16 protein-coding genes are annotated in these 18,521 nt (G+C 36.8%); 9 read left to right on the forward strand and 7 right to left on the reverse strand.

Going from position 1 to position 18,521, the window contains the following annotated elements:
• Window positions 1-5: 5 nt before the first annotated feature.
• Window positions 6-1,682, reverse strand: a complete 1,677-nt coding sequence (gene gldJ, locus G525_RS0115940) for a gliding motility lipoprotein GldJ (RefSeq protein WP_035479926.1) — start codon at window positions 1,680-1,682, stop codon at window positions 6-8.
• A gap of 326 nt (window positions 1,683-2,008) precedes the next feature.
• Here gldJ and porU point away from each other — a divergent pair, with 326 nt between their 5' ends.
• The 8 genes from porU to G525_RS0115980 all read left to right on the forward strand — a co-directional run bounded on the left by porU (window position 2,009) and on the right by G525_RS0115980 (window position 13,074).
• Window positions 2,009-5,869, forward strand: a complete 3,861-nt coding sequence (porU, locus tag G525_RS0115945; RefSeq protein WP_027127042.1) for a type IX secretion system sortase PorU — start codon at window positions 2,009-2,011, stop codon at window positions 5,867-5,869.
• A gap of 62 nt (window positions 5,870-5,931) precedes the next feature.
• A complete protein-coding gene (gene porV, locus G525_RS0115950) occupies window positions 5,932-7,134 on the forward strand; it encodes a type IX secretion system outer membrane channel protein PorV (RefSeq protein WP_027127043.1) in 1,203 nt (400 codons plus the stop codon).
• A 98-nt stretch (window positions 7,135-7,232) separates the two neighbouring features.
• The gene (gene cdd, locus G525_RS0115955) at window positions 7,233-7,715 is read left to right on the forward strand and encodes a cytidine deaminase (protein WP_027127044.1); all 483 of its coding nucleotides are present in this window, start codon (window positions 7,233-7,235) and stop codon (window positions 7,713-7,715) included.
• A 202-nt stretch (window positions 7,716-7,917) separates the two neighbouring features.
• Window positions 7,918-8,916: a pyruvate dehydrogenase (acetyl-transferring) E1 component subunit alpha gene (gene pdhA, locus G525_RS0115960; RefSeq protein WP_027127045.1), complete on the forward strand. Its 999-nt coding sequence runs from the start codon at window positions 7,918-7,920 to the stop codon at window positions 8,914-8,916.
• A gap of 3 nt (window positions 8,917-8,919) precedes the next feature.
• Entirely contained in the window at window positions 8,920-10,608 is a 1,689-nt protein-coding gene (locus tag G525_RS0115965; RefSeq protein WP_027127046.1) for a pyruvate dehydrogenase complex dihydrolipoamide acetyltransferase, read from the forward strand.
• A gap of 150 nt (window positions 10,609-10,758) precedes the next feature.
• Window positions 10,759-11,757 (forward strand): M28 family metallopeptidase, encoded by a 999-nt coding sequence (locus G525_RS0115970; protein ID WP_027127047.1) that lies wholly within the window; start codon window positions 10,759-10,761, stop codon window positions 11,755-11,757.
• Complete coding sequence (locus G525_RS0115975; RefSeq protein ID WP_027127048.1) at window positions 11,750-12,433, forward strand: SDR family NAD(P)-dependent oxidoreductase; 684 nt, start codon at window positions 11,750-11,752, stop codon at window positions 12,431-12,433. The genes G525_RS0115970 and G525_RS0115975 overlap by 8 nt, the downstream gene beginning before the upstream one ends.
• Window positions 12,433-13,074 (forward strand): HAD family hydrolase, encoded by a 642-nt coding sequence (locus tag G525_RS0115980; protein ID WP_245577811.1) that lies wholly within the window; start codon window positions 12,433-12,435, stop codon window positions 13,072-13,074. Before G525_RS0115975 ends, G525_RS0115980 begins: the two co-directional genes overlap by 1 nt.
• 33 nt (window positions 13,075-13,107) lie before the next feature.
• Here the strand turns inward: G525_RS0115980 and G525_RS22715 are convergent, their stop codons facing one another.
• From G525_RS22715 to G525_RS0116010, 6 genes are all read right to left on the reverse strand, one after another.
• Window positions 13,108-13,239 carry a hypervirulence associated TUDOR domain-containing protein gene (locus tag G525_RS22715; RefSeq protein WP_245577812.1) on the reverse strand — a complete coding sequence of 44 codons (132 nt, stop codon included), beginning with the start codon at window positions 13,237-13,239 and terminating at the stop codon, window positions 13,108-13,110.
• A gap of 206 nt (window positions 13,240-13,445) precedes the next feature.
• Complete coding sequence (locus G525_RS0115990; protein WP_027127050.1) at window positions 13,446-14,030, reverse strand: YceI family protein; 585 nt, start codon at window positions 14,028-14,030, stop codon at window positions 13,446-13,448.
• 109 nt (window positions 14,031-14,139) lie between these two features.
• Window positions 14,140-15,408 (reverse strand): hypothetical protein, encoded by a 1,269-nt coding sequence (locus tag G525_RS0115995; RefSeq protein WP_027127051.1) that lies wholly within the window; start codon window positions 15,406-15,408, stop codon window positions 14,140-14,142.
• 32 nt (window positions 15,409-15,440) lie between these two features.
• On the reverse strand, window positions 15,441-16,028 hold the full coding sequence (locus G525_RS0116000) for a YceI family protein (RefSeq protein ID WP_027127052.1): 588 nt from the start codon (window positions 16,026-16,028) through the stop codon (window positions 15,441-15,443).
• 455 nt (window positions 16,029-16,483) lie between these two features.
• Window positions 16,484-16,777 (reverse strand): chaperone modulator CbpM, encoded by a 294-nt coding sequence (locus tag G525_RS0116005; RefSeq protein WP_027127053.1) that lies wholly within the window; start codon window positions 16,775-16,777, stop codon window positions 16,484-16,486.
• Entirely contained in the window at window positions 16,774-17,682 is a 909-nt protein-coding gene (locus G525_RS0116010; RefSeq protein WP_027127054.1) for a DnaJ C-terminal domain-containing protein, read from the reverse strand. The genes G525_RS0116005 and G525_RS0116010 overlap by 4 nt, the downstream gene beginning before the upstream one ends.
• 213 nt (window positions 17,683-17,895) lie before the next feature.
• Between G525_RS0116010 and G525_RS0116020 the strand changes: the two genes are divergently transcribed.
• Window positions 17,896-18,507 (forward strand): SprT-like domain-containing protein, encoded by a 612-nt coding sequence (locus tag G525_RS0116020; protein WP_027127055.1) that lies wholly within the window; start codon window positions 17,896-17,898, stop codon window positions 18,505-18,507.
• Window positions 18,508-18,521 lie beyond the last annotated feature (14 nt).

Raw genomic sequence — 18,521 nt, forward strand, 5'->3', positions numbered from 1 at the left:
AAATACTATTGTCTTGTTTTCTTATCGCTTCCTTTTGATTTTGAACCAACTCTAGACATCGCACATCTAAATCCGATATAATCAGTGGCCATATCTTGTGGGAAATAACGACGTTGCGCCGGATCTATCCAATAAGCTCTGTCTTTCCACGATCCACCTTTGTAAACTCTTACATTATCATTGATCAAAGATGTTCTGTCGTTAGATTTGTCGTATGTTCTAACAAGGGCGCCTGTTGAATCAGTAATAACTGAATGATCAGGAGAGTTATACATTTGTCGCGTTTCAGATTTATCAGTAGCATCGTCGTCGCTAAAATTATCACTATAATGACGTGATGATCTTCTGTCTCCATCTCTGAAGTTTCTGTTATCACTAGTGTCAAAATTTGTTCTTAAGTAAGAATCTTCAGTGTCAATTGGTACTTGCAGAATTCCTCCCGGTAAGTTTCTAGCTACTACTTGTCCATTGCTTAAAGTGTCATAAACAATATCTTCAGAAGTGACTACTTTTACGGTACCATCTTCATTGATTGCATTTTTTGTATAAACGTTACCTCGGTAATAGTTGAAGTCATTAAATTCGTCATCAACAATTGGTCGATAGACATCGGCCACCCATTCTGCAACGTTACCAGCCATATCATAAATTCCAAAATCATTTGGTAAATATGATTTTACAGCATTGGTAATATCAGCACCATCGTCAGACCAACCTGCAATTCCACCATAATCACCTTTACCTTGCTTAAAGTTAGCTAATTGGTCTCCTCTAGTTCTTCTTTTGCCAGAACGTGTGTATTGACCACTCCAAGGATATTTTTTTCTACCGCGAATTGTGTTGTAATTTCTTAATTCATTCAGACCAAGCGCTGCATATTCCCATTCAGCCTCAGAAGGTAAACGGTATTCAGGAGATATGATACCAGACTCTCTCTTAGCATACACATTAATAGGGTTGCCTTCAGCATCGGTTTGCTGTCTTCTTTTTCCACCTTCTAATACATCAGCATTACCACCATAAGTAGAACTTGGAGAATTGATATAGGTATCCGTATTGAAATTGGCATCAGCATTCACGTCTGTCAAACGGGCATCTCTTTTTAGATAGCCAGCTTGTTCCAGATACAACTCATTAACTCTATCGGTTCTCCAATTAGCAAATTCAACAGCTTGGATCCAGCTTACACCAACAACAGGATATTCTCCATAACCAGGATGACGTAAATAATTTTCTGTCATCATTTCGCTATAACCTAGACGGTTTCTCCAAACTAAAGTATCTGGTAAAGCACCTTGATAAATCAATTTGAAATTAGGATCATCTGGTGGATATACACGTTTAATCCAATCCAAATACTCTAAGTACATTTTGTTGGTCACCTCAGCTTCATCCATGTAAAATGACTGAACGTGTTGTTGACTTGGAGTATTGTTCCAATCGTGCATCGGATCATCCTGCACTTTACCCATGGTAAAGGTGCCTCCTTCTACAAAAACTAAACCTGGAGAGGTTTCTTGTTCTTTGAAATTGGTGTTGTATTGAAATCCTCCATTCTTATCATTGATTTTCCATCCAGTGGCTCTGGACTCGTTTGAAGAAGATCTTTTACATCCAACCATTGCTAAAGAGAACATTAGGGCCAATGCAATCCTTATATTAATGATGTTTTTCATATCCATACTTTTAAGTAAGCTGATTAAATTTAGTGACGCAATATAGTAATTAAAGAGAAATTAACAAGCGTTTTTTATAAATAGATTAAAAAAAACTTGCATTTCATCCCTTTTTTTGAACACAACATCGGATTTTTGGTGGTTTTATCGATGTATTTAGTGTTTTAATAACGTCGTAAGAATTTTAATATTGTGGTAATTTTGAAGAATAATTTTGGCCTTTATAATATGAATGACCTGCTGCCGTTATGAATTCAGGTTATTTTAGTCTTTTGGTTGATGATAATAGTGTTAAATTGCAATAATTTTCTGAAAAAGATTTATAAAAACTAATGAGAATAAAGTTACTATTACTATTTGTTTTAACATCATTTCTAAGTTTTTCCCAAGAGAAGCGTTTTGACATTAATTGGGATGGTACTGTTGTTTTAGAAACCGCCTCATCATCTCTGGTCGTACCTTCTTTTGATAAGGATAACTTTAGTTTTGATACTTCTATGGGGATAATGTTTTTTGCAGAATGGACATCGGAAGGAAAAATAAATGAAAACTCGGTGAGCCTTACCAATGTCACTTATGCCATTATTTCCGCCAATGATTTGAAATCCGTTCCTCCAGAAACAATTCCAATAGCTCCAAAACTACATTTTGAAAATACTGTAGCAAGAGATAAAACGCACGCGTATCTTGAAGTGACACCTATTATAAATGACAACGGTGTCTTTAAGAAGATCACTTCATTTACCATTTCATATAATATATCGGCCAATAGGTCTGTCTTCGGATATCCCAATCAAGTCAATGCCATTAGTAATTCAGTGCTGAGCTCTGGAAGTTGGTACCGATTTTATGTGGACAAATCGGGCGTGTTTAAATTATCGAAAAGCTTTTTAAATGCCTTGGGTGTCAATACCAATTCTGTAGATCCGCGTACCATTAAGATTTATGGAAATGGAGGCGCCATGCTGCCATTACCCAACGCCGAACCCTATCCTGTAGACTTGACGGAAAACGCCATAAAATTTATGGGAGAAGAGGATGGGGAGTTTAATAATGATGATTATATCTTATTTTATGCTGAGGGCCCCATAGGTTACAATGCAGATAGTAATACTAATTATAATGTGTTTACTGACAAAAGCTATTATTATGTGAATGTAAGCGGAGGTGTTGGTAAGCGCATACAAACTATGGCACAGCCCGCAAGTGCCTCAACCTATGTGGTCAATACCTTTCATGATTACCAGTTTCATGAAGTGGATGAGATTAATATTGTGCGGGTTGGAAGACGTTGGTTTGGCGATCGATTTGATATCGAAACCGAAAAAGAGTTTGAATTTAAATTTCCGAATTTAATTACCTCTGAACCAGCCCATATTAAGATTTACGCAGCATCTACCTCTGAAGCACCATCAAGCATGGAGGTTAAAGTGAACTCAAATGTTGTGGCAAATTTTAATTTTGCACCCATTAGTTCTCCCGTCTTAGCAGATGGAAAGTTCTTTAATAATAAGGTCACACTCACCTCACCCGAAGTTGTTGTGAATTTAAACTATAATAATTCAGGAAATCCAACAGCCCATGGCTATTTGGATTATATATCCATTGAAGCCACTCGTGGTTTGAGTTTTGAAGGAGAGCAATTCATATTTAAAAACAATAAGGTGGCAAATACACCTGGTATTGTAGAGTATAATTTGACCAATGCCTCCTCCGTTTCAGAGATTTGGGATATCAGCAATAAATATGAGGTGGCCAGTGTCTTAAATACCAACCAGAATCCAGTCTTAAATTTCAAATCGGTTTCAGGAATCTCCAAAAAATACCTGGCGCTGACACCTACTGATTATTATGAGCCTTTAAGGGATGGTAAAACAATCGTCAACAATCAAAATATTAAGGGCACCATTTTTAAGGATGAACAAGGCCAGTTTAAAGATATTGATTATCTGATTGTCTCCCCAAATAATTTTGTTTCTCAGGCTGAACGATTGGCACAAATAAATAGACTGCAGAACAATCTTAATGTAAAAGTTGTGACGCTTGACGAAATCTATACCGAGTTCAGTTCAGGAAATCAAGATGTTGCTGCAATCAGGAATTTGGTGCGTTATATCTATCACAATGCCAGTTCACCAGACAAAAGGTTAAAATATTTGTGTCTGTTTGGTGATGCTTCTTTTGATTATAAGGATAGAATTCCAAACAACACCAATAATGTGCCGTCGTGGCACTCTGTGGATAGTTTCAGTTTGACTAACGCATTTGTCTCAGATGATTTTTATGGGATGATGGATAGTAACGAAGGCGATATGGGGAATTCCAATAAGTTGGATATTGCCGTTGGGAGAATTTTGGCAGAGACCCCACAGCGTGCAAAAGAAATGGTCGATAAAATTGACCTGTACTATAAAGATGCTTCTTATGGGAACTGGAGGAACAATGTTGTAGTGATGTCTGATGATGTAGATGTTGCTTGGGAGCGTGTTTTACAGGAAACAACAGACGAGATCGGGCAGAACATAACTGCTGAAAAACCATTTTTAAATGTCGTAAAGATCCATTCAGATGCTTATCAGCAACAGGCTTCGGCAAGTGGAGAGCGCTATCCTGCGGCAAATAAAGCAATTAAGGATGCCCTTGAAGTGGGGGCATTGGTCGTTAATTATTTTGGTCATGGCGGTGAGGATGGATTGGCCTCTGAACGTATTTTTGATAAAACGGATTCACAGGAAATCAGAAACACTTGTAAGTTTAATTGTTTTGTGACGGTGACTTGTGAATATACACGATTTGATAACCCATTTCGGCCAACGGCCGGAGAATATACCTATTGGAATACTGACGGCGGTGCGATTGGACTGATTACAACCACACGGCAAATATTTGTGAGTGTGGGGGTCACCTTTAATGTAAAATTGGAAAAGTATCTTTTTGGGTTCGGCTCAAATGACTACCCAACAATGGCCGAAGCTTTGCGTCTCACAAAAAATGACCCTACAATCTCTGGAATTCAACAACGGCGTTTAGTATTTTTTATAGGCGATCCTGCCATGAGGCTCGCTTTTGCCAAACCAAATATTCAGCTCACGAAAATCAATGATGTTCCTCTTGGTCACACCAATGACACTTTAAAGGCCCTTAGTAAAGTGAAAATGTCTGGAGAGGTTTTAGATCCTGCAGGAAATTTAATGACGGGTTATAATGGTGTTCTTACGGCAACTATTTTTGATAAAAACATAGAGCGTCAAACACTGGCCAATAATAATATCCGTGAGAACGGGCAATTGATAAAAATGGACTTCTCCACTTTGGGCGAGAAAATATTTATAGGACAAGCTACGGTTAGCAATGGTGTTTTCGATTTTGAATTTGTAGTTCCTAGAGATATTGGCGTACCTGTTGGAAAGGGAAAAGTCAGTTTTTATGCAAAATCAGATACCCCTTTGCAAGATCAGGCAGGTTCTAACTTTGAGGTTTTGGTTGGAGGAATTAATGAAAATGCCGAAACAGATAACACAGGACCTGTTGTAAAACTCTATTTCAATGACGAGAATTTTGTGTCTGGCGGTATTACCAATGAAACACCTACACTCTTGGCAAAGCTTGAAGATCCTAATGGCATCAATACGGCCAGTGGTATTGGACATGATATTGTGGCTATTATTGACGGTGATGAAACCAATCCTTTTGTATTGAATGACTATTATAAAGCTCAGGTAGATGATTATACCAAAGGAGAGGTGTCTTATCCTTTTCGTGATTTAGAACCTGGATTCCATACGTTAACACTCAAAGCTTGGGATGTATATAATAATTCTGGGATTTCTGAAATTCAGTTTGTGGTCCACGATAAAGATGAAGAATTGCAGATAGAAAATGTACTCAATTACCCGAATCCCTTTATAAATTACACAGAATTTTGGTTCAACCACAATAGTTCGCAACCTTTAGACGTTTCTATACAAATATTCACCATTTCAGGTAAACTCATAAAAACCTTAAATAGTCAAACCAATGCAGGCGGATGTTGTAATGAAGGTGTTTCGGCACTATCAAGAGATATCGTTTGGGATGGTCGCGATGATTTTGGCGATAAGATCGGAAAGGGAGTCTATATTTATAAACTAAAAGTAAGATCAAATCAACTAAATAAGCAAGTTGAGAAGATTCAAAAACTTGTAATACTTTAATAATCAATTATATTTGCTACATACATGGCTGTCACAGCGCCTTGTATAATACTAACAACCCTATGAAAAAATACATATTAGCTTTTATCTCCTTAATCATTTATAATTTTTCTTTTGCGCAAGAAACGGTCATATTTGAAAATCAGTCCTCAGTTATTACTACGGCAGTTCCTTTTTTATTCATTGCATCTGATGCTCGCGCCGCAGGTATGGGTGATATTGGGGTGGCGACTTCTGTGGACGCCTTTTCCCAACAGTGGAATCAGTCAAAATACGTTTTTTCCGAGGCTAAATCAGGAATAGCAGTAAGTTATACGCCCTATTTGAGTAAATTAGTGAATGATATTTTCTTAGGAAATGTCACCTATTTTAACAGGATTTCAGAGCGTAGTTCTTTTGCGGCAAGTTTCAAATACTTTAGTTTGGGCGAAATTGAATTGGTGCAGGATGAATTTTCTGAAGCCCTAATAGCACAGCCGAATGAATTGGCCATTGATGCCTCTTATTCTTTAAGATTGGCCACGCAATTTTCTATGGCAGTTGGATTACGCTATTTACGTTCTGATTTAAAAATTCAAGCCTTGGACAATTCAGCAGAAGCAGGAAGCTCTGTAGCTGTCGATATTTCTGGGTATTATCAAAGTGAAGAAGAGGCGTATAATAGCTTTAATGGAAGAACACGCTTAGGTTTTGCCATTCAAAATTTAGGTCCAAAAATTAAATATGATGACGGCGGAAGAGAAAACTTTTTGCCTACCAATTTAAGGCTTGGAGGCGGTTTCGATTTTATATTTGATGAGTATAATACTTTGGCGCTAACAGCAGAAGTGACAAAATTATTGGTACCATCTCCACCATTATATGGATATGATGAAACTAATGGGATTCCTGGTCAGCAACTTGATGAGGAGCCTACTTATATTGTAAAAGGTAAATCTCAGGATGTTGGTTTTCTGAAAGGTGTTTTTCAATCTTTTGGTGATGCGCCGGGAGGATTTAGTGAAGAGTTGAAAGAGTTTACTTGGGCCTTGGGAGCAGAATATCAGTATCAAGATTCTTTTGCATTTAGAGCAGGTTACTTTAATGAAAGCGATGATAAAGGCGCGCGTAAGTTTTTTGCATTAGGTGCAGGTTTTAAATATACTACCATTAATATTGATATGTCTTATTTATTCTCCGCTTCAAAAATTCAAAGTCCGTTGGAAAATACCTTGCGTTTTTCCCTAACCTTCAATTTTGGTGATGGCGAGTATAGAGAATACTAGAAGGTTTTTAAATAAATTAATAAAAAACTATTGCTATTCTAAAGCAATAGTTTTTTTGTCTAAAAAAGTGTCGTATTTTTAAAATTATAAAAGAATCTATGAAGGAAATTAAAATAGAATCCCTGCTTAATGTTTATGATACTTTAGAAGAGCTTCCTCGGGATGTTATTGCTTTGATGAAAAAGGCTATGGAAGCAAGGGAAAGATCCTATTCGCCATATTCTAAATTTGGGGTTGGGGCGGCACTTCTGCTCGAAAACGGTGAAATCATTACAGGAAGCAATCAAGAGAATGCATCTTATCCGTCTGGCCTATGTGCAGAAAGAACTGCCATTTTTTATGCGGGGTCGCAATTTCCTGACGTTGCCATCAAAAGAATGGCGATTATTGCGGGATCGCGATTAAAAACTACTGATAAACCAATTCCACCTTGTGGTGCCTGCCGACAATCTATTGCGGAATATGAGGTAAAGCAAGATGCGCCTATTGAAATTTATTTTATGGGTGAAAAGGGAAAAGTAGTGCGGTCACATTCTTTGGCAAATCTGCTGCCTTTGGTGTTTGATAAAACCGTTCTATAACGATTTCGTAGAAATTTTACGATTTTCGGTTTTTTCATTACTGCTTTATGTGTTACTTTTGTTATCCGTTTAGTGAAGGACAATTTTTGAATATTTGAGAAACGAACCAAAAGTTGATAGCTGAAATAATCTCGCATTTGAGATGTTCAGTTCTCTAAATTATAACGATTTATAAATTTGATTTTTTTAGAAATTATTTTGGATGGAAAAGATAACTAAGGAGGTTTACCTCAAATGGTATGAAGACATGTTGTTTTGGAGAAAGTTTGAAGACAAACTTGCTGCGGTATATATTCAACAAAAAGTAAGAGGTTTTCTTCATTTATATAACGGACAGGAAGCTATTTTAGCTGGTGCATTGCACGCCATGGACCTGACCAAGGATAAAATGATCACTGCGTATCGTAATCACGTTCAGCCAATCGGAATGGGTGAAGATCCTAAACGTGTTATGGCGGAATTATACGGCAAAGCCACAGGAACTTCTCAAGGTCTTGGTGGATCTATGCATATTTTCTCTAAAGAACATCGCTTTTATGGCGGTCACGGAATCGTAGGGGGACAAATACCTTTAGGTGCTGGGATGGCCTTTGGAGATAAATATAATGGAATCAATGCCGTGACACTTTGTTGTTTTGGTGATGGTGCTGCACGGCAAGGATCTTTGCATGAATCTTTCAATTTGGCAATGCTATGGAAACTACCAGTGGTGTTTGTTTGTGAAAACAACGGTTATGCCATGGGTACTTCAGTAGCACGTTCTGCAAATCATACCGATATTTGGAAATTAGGTTTGGGTTATGAAATGCCTTGCGGACCTGTTGACGGAATGAATCCGGTAAAGGTTGCCGAAGCTTTTGATGAAGCTATCCAACGTGCTAGACGCGGTGACGGTCCAACATTTTTAGAGCTTAAAACTTACCGCTATAGAGGACACTCAATGAGTGATGCGCAACACTATCGAACAAAGGATGAGGTGGCAGAGTATCAAAAAATTGATCCTATCACGCAAATTAAAGATGTGATTCTTGAAGAGAAATACGCCACTGAAGAAGATCTTAAGAAAATTGATAAAAGTGTCAAGGAGCGCGTAGCAGAATGTGAAAAATTTGCTGATGAATCTCCTTATCCTGAGAAAAGTCTCATGTATGATGCAGTTTATGAGCAGGAAGATTATCCATTTATACAACACAAAATATAAGCTATGGCAGAAGTAATAAATATGCCGCGTTTGAGTGATACCATGGAAGAAGGAACTGTGGCAACGTGGTTAAAGAAAGTTGGAGATAAGATTGTTGAAGGTGATATTTTGGCTGAAATTGAAACAGATAAAGCCACAATGGACTTTGAATCTTTTTATGAAGGCACCTTGCTTTATATTGGTATTCAAGAAGGAGAAACTACTAAGGTTGATGAATTGTTAGCTATTATTGGTGAAGAAGATGAAGATATTTCGGATCTGATCAAAGGGGGTTCTTCGGATAAAAAGGAAGAACAATCCGAAGATGACTCTGACGCTGATGACTCTAAAGAAGATGACTCCGAAGAAAATGATGATAAAGCATCTGATTCTGACGACAACGACGATTCTTCAGACTCTGAAGATTCAGAGGATTCTGGTGAATTGCCAGAAGGTGTTACCGTTGTGACCATGCCACGTTTAAGTGATACCATGGAAGAGGGTACGGTAGCAACATGGCTCAAAAAAGAAGGCGATCAGGTTGAGGAAGGCGATATGCTTGCTGAGATCGAAACGGATAAGGCAACGATGGAGTTCGAATCTTTTCAATCCGGAACCTTACTTTATATAGGACTACAGGAAGGTGAAAGTGCCAAAGTAGACGCTTTATTGGCTATTATAGGTCCGGAAGGAACCGACGGTGCAGCCATTGCCAAAAAATACTTATCAGAAGGTTCTGATAAGAAAAAGGAAGCTCCTAAAAAGGAAAGTTCTAAGTCTGACAAAAAGGAAGCGACTAAAGCACCTGTAAAAGAAGAGAAAAAACAAGCTTCGACCTCAACTTCAAGCTCAGATTCCAGTCGCGTATTTGTGTCACCTTTGGCTCGAAAAATGGCTGAAGAAAAAGGAATCGACTTGTCGCAAGTAAAAGGGTCTGGAGAAAACGGGCGCGTTGTTAAGCGTGATATTGAAAACTTCACCCCTGGAGCAAGTTCTCCAGCTTCAGTTGGTAAATTTGTACCTTCTGGTCAGGAAGATTTTGATGAGAAACCAAATTCGCAAATGCGTAAAGTGATTGCGAAACGTTTGGCTGAATCTAAATTTACCGCACCACATTACTATTTGAACGTCGAGTTTGATATGGCTAATGCCATTGCTTTTAGAGAGCAATTCAACTCTATTCCGGATACGAAAATTTCATACAATGATATGATTGTTAAGGCCTGCGCCTTGGCCTTAAAAATTCACCCTCAAGTTAATTCGCAATGGTTCGCTGATAAAATGCGCTTAAACAATCACGTGCACATTGGCGTAGCGGTTGCTGTTGAAGACGGTTTGGTGGTGCCGGTAGTGAAATTTGCCAATGAGCAGACTTTGCCCCAAATTGGAGCAGCGGTAAGGGATTTTGCAGGACGTTCAAGAACCAAGAAATTAACGCCTCAAGAAATGGAAGGAAGTACTTTTACAGTTTCTAACCTAGGCATGTTTGGTATTGAAAGTTTTACATCCATCATCAATCAGCCAAATTCAGCTATTTTATCAGTGGGAGCCATTCTTGAAAAGCCGGTGGTAAAAAATGGACAGGTTGTGGTTGGCAATACGATGAAACTTTCTTTGGCATGTGATCATAGAACGGTGGATGGTGCAACTGGAGCAGAGTTTCTTCAGACCTTAAAAGGATTTATTGAAAATCCAGTCACCATGTTAATATAATTGTAAAGTGATTGATTTTGTCGAAATGAGCTTCTATCTTGCTGAATTCAAAATCAATCAATGACTATTAAAATGAATCATTAAATATTTAAAAATCCTGTTTCAGTCTATTGAAACAGGATTTTTTCATTAAATAAAATACTAAGTGATATGAAACATATTCTTGTAATCAGTGCGCTCTTAATAATCGTTTCCTGTAAAACCAAGACCAAAGAGCTTCCTGAAAACACCAATAATGACCTTGCTTTGATGGAGCAAACGTCAGAAGCACCAACGTTGAATTTTGTAACCAGTGCGGAAGTTAAAGAAAGTGTGTCCTATTTGGCTTCAGATGAATTAAAAGGTCGTGCAACGGGTTCAGAAGGCATTGAGAAGGCAGCAGTTTATATTGAGAATAAGCTGAAATCCTATAATGTTCAACCTTATTTTGAAACTTATCGAGATCATTATAAAGCAAAAGGAATGGAGGCCACTAATGTTGTGGGGTATATTGAAGGTAATGACCCCGATTTAAAAAATGAATTCATCATTCTTGGTGCACATTATGATCATATTGGCGTTGTGAAAGCTGTGGACGGCGACTCCATTGCTAATGGCGCCAATGATGATGCTTCAGGTGTGGCGGCAGTTTTGGCTATGGCACGATATTTCGCCACTAAGAAAAATAATAAGCGCAGTATTCTATTTACGTTGTACTCTGGTGAGGAAATGGGATTATTGGGATCAAAGCATTTAGCGGATCGTTTAAAAGAACAGAACATAAATCTCTACACCATGATCAATTTTGAAATGATGGGCGTGCCTATGGTTGATAAGGATTATGACGCCTATTTTACAGGGTTTGATCTTTCTAATATGGCTACAAAGATGAATGACTATGTAGATTTTAAGTTGTTGGATCAATTACCGAAGGCTAAAGAGTTTAAATTATTTTACCGCTCTGATAATTATCCATTTTATAAAGTGTTCAATAAACCTTGTCATGCCATTTCTACCTTTGACTTCACTAATTTTGACCATTATCATAAAGTGGGGGATGAAGCTGAATTAATGGATTACGAATTTATGGCCGATTTGATAAACAAATTGATTCCTGCTTTTGAGACTATGAGCAACACACTAACCCAGGAAATTAAAATGCATGAGTAAACATATCATTATTACAGGAACAAGTAGAGGAATTGGTTATGAATTGGTAAAACTGTTTGCCAAACAAGGCCATCACGTTTTGGCATTGTCTAGAAACGATGGCCCTGTAAAAGCCTTGAAATTGAAAAATGTACATGCATTTTGTTTTGATTTGGGAGATGCAGAAGCCTATCAAAAGGTAGAAAACTATATTTCAGAATATTGGACTCATGTAGATGTACTGATCAATAATGCTGGGAAAGTTCTAAATAAGCCTTTTGCAGAGACAACGGTCAGTGATTTCGAAGAAGTATACCGTACCAACGTATTTGGGATGGCTGAACTCACCCGAACCTTAATCCCATTTATGACAAAAAACAGCCATGTAGTTACTATGAGTTCTATGGGTGGTGTGCAAGGAAGTATGAAATTTCCGGGACTTTCAGCGTATAGCTCTAGTAAGGCCGCGGTGATTACTTTAACTGAACTGCTTGCTGAAGAATATAAAGACTCTGGAATTTCATTTAATGTGCTGGCACTTGGCGCCGTCCAAACTGAAATGTTGGAAGAAGCTTTTCCAGGTTATAAAGCACCGATTTCTCCAGAGGAAATAGCAGATTATATTGTTGACTTTTCCTTAAAAGGCCAAAAGTTTTATAATGGGAAATTACTTCAAGTGTCTAATTCAACTCCTTAATGATGTCTAAGTATAAATGCGTTATTTTTGATTGTGATGGCGTTCTGGTAGATAGTGAACCAATTGCTGGACAGGTTTTGGTGGAAATGGCCAATGAATATGGCGCTAATATCGATTTAAATTATGCCTTAAAAAACTTTAAGGGTACTTCAATGCAACAGTGCTATGAGCAAGTGGCTGAGTTGGCTACTCAAAGATTACCAGATGATTTTATGCCAAATTTCAGAGAACGCAGCTTCGAATCGTTTAAAAAAAATATTCAGCCTGTAGAAGGTGTCACTGAGCTGCTAAAAAATCTTCATATTCCGTTTTGTGTGGCGTCTAGTGGTCCTGAAAATAAGATCAGGCTCAATCTAGAATTAACCGGATTATTGCCTTTTTTTGAGAATGCTATTTTCAGCTGCTTTGCATTAAATAAATGGAAGCCAGATCCTGCTGTTTTTCTTTGGGCTGCAGAAACCATGGGTTTTGATCCTAAAGATTGTGTGGTTATTGAAGACAGCATGAGCGGTGTAAATGCCGCTAAAAATGGTGGTTTTGATGTGTTTGGCTTTACGGCTCATGATTATAATAATGAACTTGAAGGCAACGCCACTTTAACTTTTAACAACATGTCAGAGGTTTTAAGTTTATTACGATAAATGCTTAAAACTCAAACTTGTAACACACGCAATTTAAATTTTAGTCAGCGCTGAACCTTTATGAGCTGCAATATGGTCGGTTTTGTCACTTTTAATTTCATATTGCGGATCATCTTTGCTGGCGTGATGGGTATAGCCCTTATAATCAAAATCCGAATGGTGCACTTATGTGATTTTTCCTGAGACATGTCCTGCTTCGGAATTCCATTTGATATGATCTCCAACTTTAAATGTTTTCATGATATTTTTTATTAAAATTAATAGTAAGTATTAGATAAGTATTAGAATGGTCTGCCAGTTGTCCATAGGCTTCTTTAAATGTCTTAGACATGCTGTCGTTAGGTTGACATTTGGTTTCATCAAATTATCTTTTACAACTCTTTAATTGCCAAATTGAAATTAATTTCAATCTCGTCTGAGACTACCACAAGTCCAAACATTTTTTTGGGTGCTATAAGATCAAAATCTTTAATATTCAATTTAAGACGGCCCGAGATCAACCAATCTTGCTCTTTGTAGAATTTTGTTTCCATATGGTAATCATGTTTTAACCCGGCAATTTCAATCTCCACTAAAGCAACGGCTGAATGTTCTTGATTAGGTTTTAACTTGATTTCTTTTAATCTAAGTATAATCTCAGGATAGACCTCTGATTGTAGTAAATCGTGAAAATCGCTATTAATTCCTTTTCCGCCGCAATCAAATCCATTGTTCTCTAAAATTAACATCGATTCTTCAAATTTGATGAGGTCATCAAAATTCTCATATTGAATTTTTATTGGCGCATCAAGATTATGGATGTTGTATTGACATATAAAATCCTTGACGTTACTAGTGCCTTTGATGAACAATTCGCTTTTTGAAGTGATTCGGACGAACTTACTGTTTCTGATGGTGTTTAACTTGGAAAAAGAAACCAGCAGTAGAAATGGTAAAATAAAAAGTAATCTTTTCATACGTCTGTTGATAATACAATTACAAGATATTAATAAAAAAACAAACCCCAATAATTTAGCATTTGACTAAATTTATGAGGTTTGCAATTACTAAAACTAACTCAATTTGTTAGAAACTAATTACGGCCTCAGCCATTAGTCCATTAAATTTTCCTTCGTTGAAGATGCTTGAAGTGCTGTAGCCATCATACTTTTGATTGACATATTCCGCTTTAAGAAGAATATTTCTTGTAATAAACCAACCGGCACCTACTTGAAATCTTGAGATGTCTACGTCACTGCCACTGACATCTTCAGAATCTACTTGGTTGTAACGCGCTCCTAAGTAAAAATTTTCGGTGCTACCAAAGCGGTAGATCAACTCTGCAGCGTACTGATTAGCTGTTCTTTTTTCAGTTTCAGCATTTGCTTTACCTTTAGCTGACTCTAAGGTTCCGAAGAACTCTAAGCCTTTATATTTTACGAAGGGATTAAACATGAAAGCCGTAATCTGGTTGCTTAATTTTGGGTCATAACGTCCTGATCTAAAATTTCCTGCTGTTGTTGCATTCGTGTTTTCAAGGACTAAATAATATCTAGAACCCGCTCTATCTGCACTATAAAGGTATGAGTTGGCCACTTTACCAGTATTATAGAGAGATCCTGTCAGCCTTACACGAAGATCATCATTAATTTGTTTGTCGTAACCTAGCTTTGCTAAAAATGAAGCACCTCCAGTATCAGGTTTGTCAACAGACTGATTCAATTTACCGTTGGTGAAACCTACCATTCCAATGAATCCATTTCTTCGGTAGTACACTTCAGCACCTACTTCTGTCGTAAATCCGTCCATAATTAAGTTGCCTACAAAAGGGTTATAAATGGCTTGCGCATTATCAGATCTTCTAAAATGTGCATCACCATAGTTGTTTTCCATGTGTCCCACTTTAATGGTAGAGTATTTCATTATGTTTTCAAGAAAGCCTTTTTCTATAAACTCAAGTTTATCGATTTGGAAATACCCGCCTTTTACATAAGGTTCTGGATGGTGACGAGAAGAAAGGTAGGTACGTAAATGCATTCTAATGCCGTCATATAGTGCTACATCCAAATCAAGGTTTGCTGTTGCCAGGTTGAAATTTGAACCGATGTCAATCAACTCCACCGCTCCAGAGTTTTCATGGTTAAGTGCTTGAAACTGAAGTGTAGATGAGCCTCCAATTCTTACTTTTATGCCATCAAATGTGGAAATGGTATCTTTAGGAGCCTCAAAAACATTAATTCCTGCTTTGTCAGGTTCTCTATAATTATCAAGACTTCTGTTGTTTTTTTGAGCGTAGGTAGTAACTCCTGCAAGAAGTATTACTGCAATTGCTGAGTTTTTGATAAGTGTTTTCATTAGTATAAGTTTTAATTAAATTTTGAATCTTTTTATTTGGTTAAGATGGTATTGAATTTTATGGTTACCTCGTCTCCAGTGGTAATAGTTCCTAAAAGTGCTTTTGGTGGATCTATCCCAAAATCAGTCATTTTGAAGGCTTTTTCACCTTTTAGGGTCACTTTGTCTGAAGATGTTGAGAGGTCAAAATTCATTTTCTGTTTTTTAGTTGCGCCAGCTATGCTTAAATTTCCAGTGACTTCTACTTTATAAGTGTTAGTGCCTGAAGTGGTGATGGTATTAACTTCAGTCAGTTGAAAAGTGATGCTTTTATGCTTGTTCGTCTTTAGAGCTTTGTAGGTGTTCTTGTCCATTGATCCTTTACCACTTTTAAGGCTTTCAGCAGTTACCTCAAAAGTCAATTTTTCAATTTTTAAATCGGTTGTGACATCTAGACCAATTTGTCCTTTTTGTTGTTCGGCATCAATGTCCCAATCATGTAAACTAGAAGTTCCTGAAACCGTAAGTTTTGAGGCCTGATTATTTAAAGTGTAAGTTTGTGAGTAAACTTCTGGCGTTGATAAGATGAGCATACACAAAAGGCTCAACATAGATTTAGTGATGGTTTTGATAGTAATCATAATAGTATGTTTTAATATTATGATACAAAGTTGGGTATTAAATAGAGCTTAACCGATGATAAATATCATGGTTGAAAATTGACTATCTATTTTAATTTTTTGGTAAGAAATTGGAATGTTTGGGATGGGATGAGAAGAATCACAGAAGACTGATTTACTAGTAATTAAAAGAAAATATTTTTAGTTAGATTTTTTTAGGATTGATATAGAGGAAATTCTAAAAATAAAAAAATTTAATTTTTAAACGGAACTTCGTAATGATTAGTCCTAGTTGCTAATCGAAATAGGATTTATATTGATAGTTTTCAGAATAAGGAGAACCTTAGATTAAATTTTTAAGTTTCCTCAATGTATAGAAAAGATATTTTTGAGCATTACCTGCTGATTGTGAGGTGGAATGCCCAAGAATAATGAGGTCTTAATATTAGAGATGCTTTGTTGTAGCCCTATAAATATTAATCTTCAAAAATCCGTAATCTGTTTTTAGCAGCCGCCAAATCCTCTTGCAGCTCTTGAATTTTTTCCAAAAGATTTAATACGGTATCAATGCCCTCAAAATTTATATGTAAATCTTTATGTAATCTAACTATGGATTCCAGATTTTTGATGTGATTTTGATGGATACAAGGTGATTTTTCAATAGTTGTTATTTCAATCAGCCCATATTCGTTTAAATCTTGAAAAAATGAGGTTTCCACTTTGTAAGAAGTGCATAAGGTTGCTATGGGAATATATGTTGCAGTACTCATGATTGTAAATTTTTAAGTTCATTGAACAGTGCTTTCTCTTTATCAGAAAGTTTGGTGGGCATCTCAATCTCATAAGTTATAAAAAGATCACCAAATTGACCATCTTTTTTATAGATAGGAAAACCTTTTCCTTTGAGTTTAACTTTGGTACCATTTTGAGTTTCAGGTTTCACTTTTAACTTTACTTTCCCGTCAAAAGTACGCACGGTAACTTCGCCACCTAAAATTGCAGTATAGAGATCAATTTTTTCAGTTGCGTACAAGTTGGAGCCATCTCGCTTGAATTTGGTGCTGTTGCTGATGTTGAATTGAATCAATAAATCACCATTTGGACCGCCGTTGGCACCTGGACCTCCTTTGCCTGAAATTTTGATAACCTGGCCGTTTTCAACACCGGCTGGAATCGTCAATCGAATGTTTTTTCCATTAACAGTCAGGACTCTTTTTTGTGTTTCAAAAACATCTTTAATATCTAATTGTAATTCTGCATTGAAATCCTGCCCTCTAAATCCAGCAGATCTGCCATGTCCTTGAGAGGCACCTCGACCGCCAAACATCGATTCAAAAAAATCTGAAAATTCGCTATCAGAGAAGTTGCCGCCACCAAAGTTGCCTGGTCCTTGTTGTTGATAGTGCCGTTGAGATTGCTGTTGTTGTTGTGCTTGTTCATAAGCTTCGCCATGCTGCCAATCTTTGCCATACTTATCGTATTTTTTACGTTTCTCAGGATCACTTAATACTTCATTGGCTTCATTGATTTCCTTGAATTTGTGTTCTGCGGTTTTATCATTCGGATTGACATCAGGATGGTGTTTTCTTGCTAATTTCCGATAGGCTTTTTTGATTTCAGCTGTAGTCGCTGATTTATTAAGTCCCAATACTTTGTAATAATCTATAAATGCCATTTGGTTGTGCGTTGTTGTTTAAAGATTTAAGTTTTTAAATGTCGTGCTTGCTCGATAAGAGACTTTAATCCCTATAATCATTCAATATCAAGAATTGCAGTAATAAAGGTAAACATAGAAACCTGAATGTTCTTTAACTTTCTGCTAAAGTTTTCTTTTCTAAATTTACAAAAATCTTTAAACAATCCCATCAAATCCATTACTTTTGCGTCTATGCACAATGCGCTTCAAGAATACATTCCTTATCAGGCAATTCCTGATGTTTTAGAGCTTTTAAAGCATGATAATTTGGTCCTAAAAATCAAGAATGAACGTAAAACGCGTCATGGTGATTATAGAAGTTTGCCAAACAATAAACATCAAATTACCATAAATCGTAATTTAAACCATTATCGGTTTTTGATTACTTTGATTCATGAAATAGCCCATTTTGAAGCTTACAAAAACTTTGGGAGGTACATAAAACCTCATGGTAAAGAATGGAAATACACCTTTCAAAGATTGATGTTGCCTTTTTTAAATCCAAATGTGTTTCCAAATGATTTGTTGCCACTTTTAGCAATACATTTTAGAAACCCGAAGGCCAGTAGTGACTCTGATGTTAAATTGGCATTGGCCTTAAAACAATTTGACCCTCCTAATGATAAAACCTATATTTTTGAAGTTCCAATAGGAAGTGAGTTCCGACTTTATAATGGACGCGTTTTTAAAAAAGGAGGAAAAAGACGAACACGTCATGAAGGTGTAGAGGTTGCGTCCGGAAAGTTGTATCTTTTCAATCCGAATGCAGAGGTGGAATTAGTGGACTGTTTGAAGTTACAGTAAGCACTTATAATCTA

Origin of the sequence: Gelidibacter mesophilus DSM 14095, assembly GCF_000423005.1 — a bacterium.
Classification (GTDB): domain Bacteria; phylum Bacteroidota; class Bacteroidia; order Flavobacteriales; family Flavobacteriaceae; genus Gelidibacter; species Gelidibacter mesophilus.

Bases quoted from the DNA above. Each gene is read 5' to 3' on its own strand.
- G525_RS0115980 (WP_245577811.1), top strand. From the start codon at position 12,433: ATGATGTCTAAGTATAAATGCGTTATTTTTGATTGTGATGGCGTTCTG.
- porU (WP_027127042.1), top strand. From the start codon at position 2,009: ATGAGAATAAAGTTACTATTACTATTTGTTTTAACATCATTTCTAAGT.
- G525_RS0115975 (WP_027127048.1), top strand. From the start codon at position 11,750: ATGAGTAAACATATCATTATTACAGGAACAAGTAGAGGAATTGGTTAT.
- G525_RS0115970 (WP_027127047.1), top strand. From the start codon at position 10,759: ATGAAACATATTCTTGTAATCAGTGCGCTCTTAATAATCGTTTCCTGT.
- porV (WP_027127043.1), top strand. From the start codon at position 5,932: ATGAAAAAATACATATTAGCTTTTATCTCCTTAATCATTTATAATTTT.
- G525_RS0116005 (WP_027127053.1), bottom strand. From the start codon at position 16,777: ATGAGTACTGCAACATATATTCCCATAGCAACCTTATGCACTTCTTAC.
- G525_RS0115990 (WP_027127050.1), bottom strand. From the start codon at position 14,030: ATGAAAAGATTACTTTTTATTTTACCATTTCTACTGCTGGTTTCTTTT.
- G525_RS0115995 (WP_027127051.1), bottom strand. From the start codon at position 15,408: ATGAAAACACTTATCAAAAACTCAGCAATTGCAGTAATACTTCTTGCA.
- G525_RS0116000 (WP_027127052.1), bottom strand. From the start codon at position 16,028: ATGATTACTATCAAAACCATCACTAAATCTATGTTGAGCCTTTTGTGT.
- gldJ (WP_035479926.1), bottom strand. From the start codon at position 1,682: ATGGATATGAAAAACATCATTAATATAAGGATTGCATTGGCCCTAATG.
- G525_RS0116010 (WP_027127054.1), bottom strand. From the start codon at position 17,682: ATGGCATTTATAGATTATTACAAAGTATTGGGACTTAATAAATCAGCG.
- G525_RS0115965 (WP_027127046.1), top strand. From the start codon at position 8,920: ATGGCAGAAGTAATAAATATGCCGCGTTTGAGTGATACCATGGAAGAA.
- pdhA (WP_027127045.1), top strand. From the start codon at position 7,918: ATGGAAAAGATAACTAAGGAGGTTTACCTCAAATGGTATGAAGACATG.
- G525_RS0116020 (WP_027127055.1), top strand. From the start codon at position 17,896: ATGCACAATGCGCTTCAAGAATACATTCCTTATCAGGCAATTCCTGAT.
- cdd (WP_027127044.1), top strand. From the start codon at position 7,233: ATGAAGGAAATTAAAATAGAATCCCTGCTTAATGTTTATGATACTTTA.